This window comes from Peristeroidobacter agariperforans (genome assembly GCF_004138335.1).
In the GTDB taxonomy this organism is placed as follows: Bacteria; Pseudomonadota; Gammaproteobacteria; order Steroidobacterales; family Steroidobacteraceae; genus Steroidobacter; species Steroidobacter agariperforans.
On record NZ_RYFW01000001.1, the window covers coordinates 2,716,362 to 2,728,183 of the forward strand.

General features: G+C 60.8%; 8 protein-coding genes. 3 read left to right on the forward strand and 5 right to left on the reverse strand.

What is annotated here, in order from left to right; all coding sequences use genetic code 11:
- Positions 1-283 precede the first annotated feature (283 nt).
- The 3 genes from EK373_RS11850 to EK373_RS11860 are packed head-to-tail and all read right to left on the reverse strand — an operon-like array spanning position 284 to position 2,978.
- Positions 284-886: a cell wall hydrolase gene (locus EK373_RS11850; protein WP_129642851.1), complete on the reverse strand. Its 603-nt coding sequence runs from the start codon at positions 884-886 to the stop codon at positions 284-286.
- A 23-nt stretch (positions 887-909) separates the two neighbouring features.
- Positions 910-1,545, reverse strand: coding sequence for a vWA domain-containing protein (locus tag EK373_RS11855; RefSeq protein WP_198683230.1), 636 nt, complete (start codon positions 1,543-1,545; stop codon positions 910-912).
- Entirely contained in the window at positions 1,542-2,978 is a 1,437-nt protein-coding gene (locus EK373_RS11860; RefSeq protein ID WP_129642852.1) for a hypothetical protein, read from the reverse strand. Before EK373_RS11860 ends, EK373_RS11855 begins: the two co-directional genes overlap by 4 nt.
- Before the next feature lie 120 nt (positions 2,979-3,098).
- Between EK373_RS11860 and EK373_RS11865 the strand changes: the two genes are divergently transcribed.
- Positions 3,099-4,016 carry an MBL fold metallo-hydrolase gene (locus EK373_RS11865; RefSeq protein ID WP_157994331.1) on the forward strand — a complete coding sequence of 306 codons (918 nt, stop codon included), beginning with the start codon at positions 3,099-3,101 and terminating at the stop codon, positions 4,014-4,016.
- Positions 4,017-4,021: 5 nt separating this feature from the next.
- On the opposite strand, the gene tdh is transcribed toward EK373_RS11865, so the two are convergent.
- On the reverse strand, positions 4,022-5,053 hold the full coding sequence (gene tdh, locus EK373_RS11870) for an L-threonine 3-dehydrogenase (protein ID WP_129642854.1): 1,032 nt from the start codon (positions 5,051-5,053) through the stop codon (positions 4,022-4,024).
- A 54-nt stretch (positions 5,054-5,107) separates the two neighbouring features.
- A complete protein-coding gene (locus EK373_RS11875) occupies positions 5,108-6,298 on the reverse strand; it encodes a glycine C-acetyltransferase (RefSeq protein ID WP_129643655.1) in 1,191 nt (396 codons plus the stop codon).
- 247 nt (positions 6,299-6,545) lie between these two features.
- On the opposite strand from EK373_RS11875, the gene EK373_RS11880 reads away from it, so the two are divergent.
- Both EK373_RS11880 and EK373_RS11885 read left to right on the forward strand, forming a co-directional pair.
- A complete protein-coding gene (locus EK373_RS11880; RefSeq protein ID WP_129642855.1) occupies positions 6,546-8,969 on the forward strand; it encodes a TonB-dependent receptor in 2,424 nt (807 codons plus the stop codon).
- 185 nt (positions 8,970-9,154) lie between these two features.
- On the forward strand, positions 9,155-11,782 hold the full coding sequence (locus tag EK373_RS11885; protein ID WP_198683231.1) for a TonB-dependent receptor: 2,628 nt from the start codon (positions 9,155-9,157) through the stop codon (positions 11,780-11,782).
- Positions 11,783-11,822 lie beyond the last annotated feature (40 nt).

The window sequence follows — 11,822 nt, forward strand, 5'->3', positions numbered from 1 at the left end:
TGCCCGGTCGACGCCGGGTCCGGAAACGAGCTCTTGCAGCTCTTGCGGCCAGGAGGCGGCATGATTGCGCGCCTTAACAATTTATGCGATTTAAATGTATCAGAACGACAACGCGCGCGTCGAGCGCATGTGGCGCTGTCACGATGAAGCGACTATAGAACTGAAATTAAAAACTGGCCGTGTGCTGCATGATCGTGGCCGTACGGCAACAACGGCGCCGCTTGCCGTGACGCACGAAGCCTCACCGTACTGAAAATCGGGGTATGTGGCCCGGCAGTGGCCGTCACCGATAAAAAATGTGGTTGCCGATCCTGGCAACCACTTTCTTCGAGCTCGCCCAGTAGGGATTCACGCTCGTGGCGTGATAGAACAAAGCGTCCGGCACCACTGGCTCGTAGTAGCCGTGATAGACCGTCGTCGCCACGTCCATTGCTTGTTTCCAAGCGGGACTGCCCGACTCCAGTCGCAGCTTGAGCGCCGTCCAGGAGAAGTGCGCGACCAGCTGGCGTCGCGATCGATCCCAGCGAGTGTCGTGCACGACTTCGCAGATCGTGTCGGGGAAGTACGGCGAAGCCAGTCGATTCATCGTGACTTCCGCGACCGCGTACTGCCCCTTCAGTGTCTCGCCGCGCGCCTCGAAATATATGTTCTCGGCGAGGCAGCGAATCTCACGAGCCCGCAGCTTGCCTGCATCGATTTGCGAGCCGTCGTAGGTCGAGCGAGCGGCGTAGGCAAAATAGACAATGAGACCGACCGCGATGAACGGCAGGCTGAGAAATGCGAAGAACGGGGCGTCTCCCCGGTCCCGGAGCGCCCAATACATGGCCAGCCTGCGCCGTCGGAGTACGAACCAGCCCCGTACGCCGTAGAACAACGATCTCAGCATCGCGTCGCTTCAGCCGCTAGACGTCACAGCAGGCCGTCGAGGCGCTCCAGATCGTTGATCATTCGCCAGCGACCGCCGGCTTTCTCGACTCGCTGGCGCCAGGTATCGACCCGCGCGAGATATTCGCGAGGATCGTAGTTGTCCGTGCGCAGCTTGGTGACGTTGAGTGCAACGACCTCGAAGCCCTTCAGGTCGAGCGGCACGTCGCGCACGTAGCCTTTGTCGAGATCTTCCTTCAGGTCCGAGAAGATCAGGATGGCCTTGCGGCCGGAATTCTTCTCGTTGAGGAACTCGATGCCCTGGAGCAGTCCGCCGGTGATGTCGGTATAGCTCGCCGCCTTCGAGTGATCGACGAACGTCTTGATGGCATCCGCGAACGCGCGCTTCTGCACGTTGGCGCTGCTGGGCCGATCGTCGAAGGTGGCCTTGGCGATGATGTCCTTCTCGCTGAAGCTGCCGGTGTCGATGCGGGCCACGGCAAACGAGTCCGTCGGCTGCAGTTTCGACAGCGTGTACAGAATGATGCTTTGGGCCTTGTTCAGTTCCTCGTTATATGTGCCGGACGTATCGAGCAACAGATAGACGCCTGTGTTGCGTGGCGCGCTCGGCGTGCAGCCGCCGATCAAGAGGGCAGTCAGGGCCAGGATGAATGCCTTCATGTCTGTGCCTCCTGTACCGAAACCATTTCACGAGCGCGCTCCTCGTCGGCTGCGGCTTTTGCCCGGGCCTTTTCCAGCCACAATGGCACGAACAGCGGCAGATCGTAGAGACGCTCCAGCAGCTTGCCGATGTGATGGAAGGAATTGCTCAGCACCCGGAGGAACAATGCCACGGCTCTGAGCAGGCCGATGCCGCACAGGCCGAGCACGGTTCGGGAGGAGTGCACGAACGTTTCGAACGGAATCGCGACGAACGTCAGCGCGAACGGCAGGATGAAGCCCATGCCCATCTGCGCGGCCGTGGTGATCCACAAGTATTCGTTCTGCAGGCCGCCGCTATCTTCCCCGCGCAGCAGCGCGCCAGTCGCCAATTCGTCCTGGAGCAGCACCTCACGCATATAAGCCAGGCCGGCCTCGACGCTCGCCAGCAGCGTGAGCAGACTGAAGGTGATCCAGATCATCCGCACACGCATCTTGTCGGGCAGCGCCGCGATGACTGGGAACAATCGCGTAATACGCAGCGATTCCATCAGGAACAGACCCATCGAGATCTCGACCATGATGATCACGAGCGCGGCAATGTCGGCGGTCCGGAACGAGCCGATATAACTGGTACCGCCGACCATTTCCGACATGGGGCGTGCGATCAGCGAGAAGTTGATCGCGGCGCCGCCGATCGCAATCAGCAGCACCAGTCCCGAGACGAAGAACTGCACGACCGATGAGGAGGAGAGCGTCGAGACCGCTCGGTCGTGGCCGCGCACGATATCCTGATAGTCCTGCATGTGCCGATCGATGGCAGTGGCCCGGTTCAGCAGGCTTTCGACGGAGGCCATGACACGGTCGAGTGTTTCTTTGATGACGCGCCACTCCGGCATCATCTTGCGCAGCAGACCGTGCCGCTCGGAGCTGGCCTCGCGATAGGTATCCATCGCTTCTTTGTGAGCTTTGACCAGCGATTTATGGATGTCCTCGAGGATGGCGGCTGCGCCGTTCTTGCCTTCCATCTTCGACACGGCATCGACGGCACGAACCCAGCCCGGCGCTTCCGGCGGCACATCGACGGCGGCTTGATGATCCTCCTCGATGCGCCGGATCGACTCGCTCAGCGCCCGGTGCAGGGTCGGATAGTTGGAGAGATCCTTGCGCACGCTGTCGCTGATGCGCTCGAACTCGCGTTCGATGATCCGTTCCTTTGCCTCGCGTCCCGCCGCCAGCAGAACGTCACGATTGCGCGTCGCGAGCCGCGCCTCGAGATGCGTCGTCGAATGCGATGCCAGTCGCAGGCCGCGCGCTATGGCGCTGGTCGCCGTACGAATGGCCTGGTGAGCCGTATCTCGCGCCAGAAAGAGTACGAAGACTGCCACGATGAATAGGATCAGTATCGAAAGCGTGGGCCAGGGTGTGAACTCGAGAATCGCGCTGAAGGACATAGGTTTCCCCTTGCAATGGGCGTCCGGCGCGGCAATCCTGAACGAGGATGCCGCTAGCTCTTTCGGATTCGGCTGAACGGGGCGGGCGGATGTGACCTGAATGAACGAATGGAGCGAATCTTGACGCAGTTCTCAAGCCGGCTGGCTGAACGACATGCCCGCACGGTTATCGGACTGATTCTGGTGGCGGCGGCCGTGCTGTCGTTTTTCAGCCTGGCACGCGCCGATGAGTTGAGCGAGAAGGTGTGGATTCATGGATCGGCGAATTGCGCCGAGAATCGCGATCCGCCCATCGAAACGTTTCAGTTCGAGCCCGACACCTACATTCTCAGGCAGAACAAATGCGCGAATTTTGAGGGGCCCTTCATCTACTTGATGTTCGGCGAGCACACGCTGTTCATTCAGGACACCGGGGCGACGGCAGATCCCGAGCAGTTCCCGCTCTACGAAACCGTTCGACAGCTCATGCGTCAACGGGGCGCTGAGAAACTGAAAATCCTGGTCACACACTCTCACAGTCACGGCGACCATGTCGCCGCCGACGCGCAGTTTCGTGGTAAGCCCGGCGCCACACTGGTCGAGCCCACTGCGACTGCCGTGCGAGAGCATTTTGGTTTCACGAGTTGGCCGGACGGCGAGGCCACGATCGATCTGGGAGGTCGCACACTGACTGTGCTCCCCGCGCCCGGCCATCAGGACGAAGCGTTGGTCGTTTACGACGATCGCACGCGATGGCTGCTGACCGGAGACAGCGTCTATCCCGGCCGCCTCTACGTGAGAGATTGGGCGGCGTTTCGCGTCAGCGTGCGGCGCATGGCGACGTTTGCGAACACTCACCCGGTGGCTGCCGTCATGGGCACGCACATCGAGCTTGCGCGCGATGGCACGCAGTACGCAGCTGGCACAACGTATCAACCGAACGAAGCGAGTCTCGTGCTGACGCCCCGAGACCTGGAAGACCTGGATCGATTGTTACAGCAGGCCGGCGCCGAGCCGAAGCAGATCGCGACTCGGCGCTTCATCGTGTGGCCGAAGTAGCGCCTTCAGCCCGTTTCCCAATTCATCACCACCTTGCCTGACTGGCCGGCGCCCATGATTTCGAAGGCGCGCTGATATTCGCTGACCGGCAGGCGGTGAGTGATGATGGGGCGGATGTTCAGGCCGCTCTGGAGCATGGCGGCCATCTTGTACCAGGTCTCGAACATCTGGCGGCCGTAGATGCCCTTGATGGTGAGGCCCTTGAAGACCACTTCGTTCCAGTCGATGGCGACTTCGGTGGCAGGGATGCCGAGCATGGCGACGCTGCCGCCGTGATGTAGCGTGCGGAGCATGCTGCGCAGGGCGGAGGCGTTGCCGGACATTTCCAGGCCGACGTCGAAGCCTTCCTGCATGCCGAGTTGTTTCATCGCGTCGTCGAGCGAGTCGCGCGTGACGTTCAGCGCCAGGGTAGCGCCCATCTTGCGCGCCAGGTCCAGGCGATAGTCATTTACGTCGGTGATCACTACGTTGCGCGCGCCGATGAAACGAACGATCGCCACCGCCATGATGCCGATCGGGCCGGCGCCCGTGATCAAAACATCCTCGCCGACCACGTCGAATGCCAGCGCGGTGTGTACGGCATTGCCGAGTGGATCGAGAATGGACGCGATCTCGTCGTCGATGGCCGCCGGCAATTTGAACGCGTTGAAGGCTGGAATGACGACGTATTCTGCAAACGAGCCCTGGCGATTCACGCCGACACCCTGCGTGTTACGACACAGGTGCCGCCGTCCGGCGCGACAGTTGCGGCAGTAGCCGCACGTGATGTGGCCTTCGCCCGAAACACGATCTCCCGGCTTGAAGCCTTGTACTTCGCTGCCGACCTCGACCACTTCGCCGCTGTACTCGTGGCCCACGGCCATCGGCACGGGAATGGTCTTCTGCGCCCACGCATCCCAATTGTAGATGTGCATGTCGGTGCCGCAGATCGCGGTCCGCTTGACTCGAATCATCACGTCGTTGGGGCCGACCGTCGGCTTGGGAATATCCTGCAGTTCAATGCCGACGGCAGCATGGGCTTTGACTAGTGCGCGCATGAGAGTGTGCTTGTGTTGATCCGATTGAGCAAAGCGCAGCGTGGGCGCTGCAGATTATCGAATGACGCCGAGCTCTTTGCCTACTGTGGCGAATGCAGCCACGGCCTTGTCCAGTTGTTGGGTCGTGTGAGCCGCCGACATTTGTGTGCGGATGCGCGCCTTGCCGTGGGGAACCACCGGGAATGAGAAGCCGATGACATAAACACCGTGCTGGAGCAGCCGCTGCGCGAACTCGGCTGCAACCTTGGCATCGCCGAGCATGACTGGAATGATGGGATGCTCGCCCGGCACGAGATTGAAGCCGGCAGCGGTCATTTGTTTACGGAAATGCGCGGCGTTGTCCCATAGCCGCGAGCGCAACTTATCGTCTGCTTCCAGTAGATCCAGCACTCGCAGGCTCGCCGCGGCGATGAAGGGCGGGATGCTGTTCGAGAACAAATACGGCCGGGAGCGTTGGCGCAGCCAGGTGACGATCTCCTTGCGGCCCGATGTATATCCTCCGGCAGCCCCGCCCAGCGCCTTACCGAGCGTGCCGGTGATGATATCGACGCGATCCATCACGCCTCGCAGTTCGTGCGTGCCGCGGCCGCGCTCGCCGACGAAGCCGACCGAATGCGAATCATCGACCATCACCAGCGCGTCGTAGCGATCGGCCAGATCGCAGATCTCCTTCAGACGCGCGATCACGCCGTCCATCGAGAACACGCCGTCGGTGGCGATCAGCCGCACTCGGCAGTGCGCTGCTTCCTTCAGGCGAGTTTCGAGCTCGTCCAGATCGTTGTTCGCATAACGAAAGCGCTGCGCTTTGCACAGGCGGATACCGTCGATGATGCTGGCGTGATTCAGCGCGTCGCTGATGACCGCGTCCTGCTCGTCGAGCAAGGTTTCGAACAAACCGCCGTTGGCATCGAAGCAGGAGGAATAAAGGATGGTGTCGTCAGTGCCGAGAAAGCGGCTCAATCGTTCTTCCAGATCCTTGTGGATCTGGTGCGTGCCGCAGATGAAACGCACCGAGGCCATGCCGTAACCGTAACGGTCCAGCGCCAGGCGGGCCGCTTCGCGCACCGAAGCATGATTGGCCAGCCCCAGGTAATTGTTGGCGCAGAGGTTCAGGACTTCTTCGCCGCCGACCACCCGCACCGACGAGCTTTGCGGCGAGCTCAGCACCCGCTCCGGCTTGAACAGCCCTTGCACGCGCAGCTGTTCCGTCTCTGCCGTCAATCGCTGAAGAAAGTCCTGCTTCACATCGACCTCACGCTGCCCGTGCCGAAGCGCGGATTGTGCCACTGTGCGGATGACGGCTAGCAGGTCAGCTAGGTTCCGCGCCCTGGAGTACAGCTTTCTAGAAGACTGAGTACAGTTCTGAGCAGTGGGATTATCCAGGCATATTGCTATCTAACAAAGAAAATTCTTATTCTCGGTATGTCTGCAGAGCGACCTCAGATTCCAAATAACGATTCGGACCGCACCGTGAGCGGTGCGAGGGGGATTCATGAAGGCGACAGGACGAGCGTGGCTGTCCATCGGCAGCCTGTTGAGCATTTCTGCGACGAGTCCGGTACTGGCACAGGGAGCGGTCGACAACCTGCTGGAAGAGATCGTGGTCACGGCGCAGAAGCGCAGTGAAAGCGTGCAGGATGTGCCGATCGCGGTGACGGCAATGACGGCGGAGATGCGCGATGTCATGGGCGTCATCACCATCGGCGAACTGACGGATTTCACCCCCGGCCTTTCATTCGCGAGCACGCTGGATCGCATGAGTCTGCGCGGCGTCGGGCGACTCACCAACAACTATGGCTCCGACCCTGGCGTTGCGGCTTACTCGGACGGCTTCTACACAGCGAGCAATTACGAGGCGGGCAAGCGTCCGATCATCATCGATCGCATCGAAGTGCTGCGCGGACCGCAGGGCACGCTGTACGGGCGCAATTCGATCGGCGGCGCGCTGAATATCATTTCCAAGCGGCCGACCGATACCTTTCAGGGCGAAGTGCGCGCTACCGCCGGCAATTACGAAACCAGATATTTCGAAGCCGCGCTGTCGGGTCCCATCACCGACTGGCTACGGTTTCGCACGGCCGGCACGAAGGGCGGGCAAGGGCGCGGCTTCTTCCGCGATGTGAACAGCGACGAGACCGAGGGCAACGCCAGCGATGATCTCTATGTCGAGCAGCAGCTCGAATTCAACATCGGCGAGCGCGTCGACGGCTGGATCCGATACAGCCACGCGGAGTGGAATCAGGCGCGCCGTTCGACCATCGCGACCACTCCCTACGACATCGCGCCGACGTACTTCGGCGGTTTGTTTCCAAACTCCACGTTCAACGGCACGCCGACCCAGCCGGTGTCGGCGCCCTTCACCGCAACCAATCCGAGCAACGAAAATCATCGGCTGTACAACAACGACACTCCGTTTCGAGCCAATCTGGACGGCAATCATTCCTATGTGATGGAGCTGGTCGGCCACATGGATTGGGCGGATCTGAAGTACGTCGGCGGCTACACGGGCTCGACGTACTCGCAAGTGTCCGATTACGACACCATCGATCGCGGACCTTACCGAACCGTGGCCGGCGGCGTGCCGTTCACGATCTTCCCGCAGATCGAAGCGTTCTACATGGAGGACAAGGAGTACTACAGCAACGAGCTGAACCTGATCTCGACCGGCGACGGCGACCTGCAATGGATCATCGGCCTGTATCAATATCACGAGCAGGTGAATCAGAATTCCGGCGTGCGCGTGCCGCAGCAGACGGAACTGGCGACGCCGCGCATGGCTCGCACGACGCCGACGGTGCTCGGTCCGCCGAATCCCGACCATAATTTGCAGATTGCCGGTGCGTTTCTGGACGCGGATGCGCGGGCCGTGTTCGGACAGATCGATTACAGCTTCTCGCCGACCTGGAAGACCACCATCGGATTGCGTTACACCGAGGACAATAAAGACGCGGAGGAGTATCGAACGCGTGCGCTGTACGGTGTCCCTGGCGTTCCCTATGCGTACTACAGCGAGATCGATATACGTAACCCGCTCAGCGGCAAATGGCACGCGACGACCGGTACGGCGGGGCTGCAGTGGTCACCCAACTCCGACACGATGGCTTTCGCCAAGTACACGCGAGGCTATAAGAGCGGCGGCTTCAACGCCGGTGCATTTGCACCGGACCGCACCGGCTACACCGAGCCGGAATACATCAACGCTTACGAGCTGGGCCTGAAACAGACCCTCTTCGGGCGCCTGACCGCGAACCTGTCGATCTTCCATTACGACTACAAAGATGCGCAGTATCCCTCGACGGTCCGCGATCCGGTGTCCAACATCAATGAATCGCGCTTCTTCAATCTCGACAACGCCGTTTCACAGGGCGTGGAGCTGGAGGCGTTGTGGGCGGTCACCGATGCCCTGCAGCTGAATCTGAGTTACAGCTATCTCGACACCGAGATCGAGGACACGCGCTGCTTCATCGATGGCGATGACACGCGCGCCACTGCTCCCGATGCGCGTCCCTGCGGCACTCCGGTGCCCGGTCAGCAAATCGGTCAGCGCATCGACGGTGGACGCTTGCCGAGCTCGCCGGAAAACAAGATCGCGTTCAACGCCAACTACACGTGGCAGATGCCGTTGGGCGCCCTCACGCTTTCGGGCACGTGGACGTATCGAGACGAAACGTACTACTCCGTGTTCGCGCGCGACTACAACCTCGCGCCGTCGTACGACGAGACGGATTTGCGCGTGCTTTGGAACGCGCCGGACGGCCGCTACACGTTGATCGGTTTCGTGCGCAACGTGTTCGATGACGAAGGTTATGAGGCAGTAGGCGCAACGCAATCCGCATGGGGCGTGCGCACTCTCACGACCTCACCAACCGCCCCGCGCGTGTATGGCGTCGAAGCGCAGTTCCGCTTTGGCACATAAGACCACTCCTGTCCCCCTCCCTTCGGAGGGGGCGCAGGAATGTTTGTATATATTCCGTGCTGCAGGCTTGCTTTGGAGTGTTGCTGTAGGAAGGCGCAGTTCATACCATCGATGCGACCGCAGAGCGATCGTCGATTCCACACATAATTAATGGTCGGATGTCGCTCATCCGAACGGGGGTTCTCATGAAGATGTCACAGCGAGGATTGCTGTCCGTCATGGGCGGCCTGTTGTGCGTGAGTGGGATTTCAAACGCACAGGACACGAAAAGTTCAGTACTGGAAGAAGTCGTGGTCACTGCCGAAAAGCGCGAGCAGACGCTTCAAGAAGTGCCAGTTGCCGTTTCCGCTTACACCAGCGCGCGTCGGGATCTGATCGGGGTCAATACTATCGAGGATGTGGCGCGCATCACGCCGAGCTTGAGTTATACCAACAACGACCGCCTCTCGATTCGCGGCTTCGGCCGTCTCACCAATAACATCGGCACCGATCCATCCGTGGCGTTGTATTCCGATGGCATTTTTTCCACGTCCATGGCCGATACTTCGACGCCGTCGCTATTCATCGATCGCACCGAGATCCTGCGCGGCCCGCAGGGCACGTTGTACGGGCGGAACTCCATCGGCGGGACGCTCAACGTCATCGCCAAGCGTCCGACCAAAGACTTCAACGGCGAGGTGCGTGGCACTTTCGGCAACTACGGCAGCTGGCGCACCGATGCGCTGCTGCGTGGGCCGATCACCGAGTCGATCCGTTTCCTGGTCGGTGGGTCGAAGGATCGTCGTGAGGAGGGCTTCATCAATAACATCGGACCGGGCGCCGACACGGCCGACAGCGATCGCTGGTTCGTCGAGGCCCAGCTCGAAGCCGATCTTGGCGAACGAGTGGTGGCGCGGCTGAGATATTCGAAGTTCGAGTGGCAGGATAGTTATGGCGTGGGTAACACGCTGGGCAGCGTCATCTCGCCCTATAACAATATTTCACTGGCAGGAACGGGCACCTCGGCGCTGTACTACAACACCGTGTTCGGCTACACCGAGCCCAATCCGAGCGTTGCCGATCCCTACACGATCGACACCAACTCGGATGCCGCCGGCACGCTGTCGCACCAGCACCGCATCCATCTGGACGTGACAGCGGATTTCGATGGCGCGACGCTCAAGCTGCTATCCGGCTACCAGCAGTACACGTACTTCACATCATCGGATAGCGATGGCACGCCGCGAACCGGCCTCTTCAGTATTCCGGCGAGCGGGCCGTTGTCGGTCGATCTCGATGGCCCGAGCGGGCCGCTGCCGAGTCAGACGATCACGGCGTCATTCAACGCGCTCAATGTAACGCCCGACGCTCGCACGTACTATCACGAGCGACAGCAGTGGCAGTCGAACGAGCTGAATCTCTCATCGAATGGCGATGGCGATCTGCAATGGATCGTCGGTTTGTATCAATACAGCCAGAAGTGGGACCAGCCGCAGGGCATCCGGGTCGTGGGCGACAACGCGATCCTGAATCCGCTCGGTGCGCCGTCGAACCCAAGCGGCGCGTTCCTCGCGGTGGACGGTCACCTGGAGACGGACTCCTACGCGGGGTTCGGTCAAATGGATTGGACGTTCGCCGAGGAGTGGACCTACACGCTGGGCCTGCGGTACACGAAGGACAAGAAGACGGGCATCGATATGGCGAGGTATGTGGCGCGCACGCCCGGTACTGCCATCGCCGCGGCCGATGCGGGGACGACGCTCGAGAATGCGATCATCAATTTGTTTCCTGCGGGTACGCCGCTTTCGTACATACAAACGCAGGTGCCCACCCTCGGTCCGCTGGTTGGCGCCGCCGTGCTTGCGCAGACTCAAGCGCTCGCGCTCGATGTGACGCAGAGTCAGGTCTGCGGCGCGACCGCTTGCGCTCCCGATCTCCAGCCCAACCCAGGTGGTGGTCTACGGCGCGATCTCGCAGGCGATTGGGATGCGGTAACCGGCACGACCGGCCTGCAGTGGGAACCCAACGACAACACGAATTTGTATCTGCGCTACAGCCGCGGCTACAAATCGGGTGGCTGGCTCGGCTCCAATGGCCTGACGCCCAATCCGTACGCCGATCCGGAGTATGTCGATTCGTACGAGCTCGGCGTGAAGACGGTGATCGCGGATCGAGTGCAGCTCAATACCGCTGTGTTCTACAGTGATTACGATGGATTCCAGACGCCTCTCACTGTGTCGCTCGGCACGATCACTGCCAGCCGGTTCTTGAACTTGCAGGCGCGAGTGCAGGGTGTGGAACTGGAGGCCGTCTGGTCGCCGATCGACCGATTGCAGTTGCTGGCGAGTTATTCGTATCTCGATACGGAGATCACTCGCGGCTGCTGTTTCGTGGATAACGCGGATCCCAGAGCACTTACGTCGGGCGCTCAGCCGGTGAGTGTGCTGCCGAATGGCGATGTGGCGCAGACGCTGGTAGGTAATCGTTTGCCGCTGTCGCCGGAGCACAAGTGGACCGTGGGTGCGAACTACACGTGGGGTTTTGCGGCTGGGTCGCTCACCGCGAGCGGCATGTACACCGATACCAACGATCAGCAATCGACGATCTGGAACAATCCCATCTACACCGCGCCGTCGTTCGAGCTCGCGGACTTTCGCCTGTTATGGAACGATGCCGAGAACCGCTACACCGTGATCGGCTTCGTGAAAAATGCGTTCGACGAGATTGGCTACGGCAGCTCGACGGGAGGCACGCCTACGCCGGTGGGGTCGCGTCGCACGGTTTCGCTGACCTATCCGCGAACGTATGGGATGGAGTTGCAGTTTCGCTTCTAAAAACGCGACTCGGGCATCCTGCCACTCGCGCTGTGGCGCA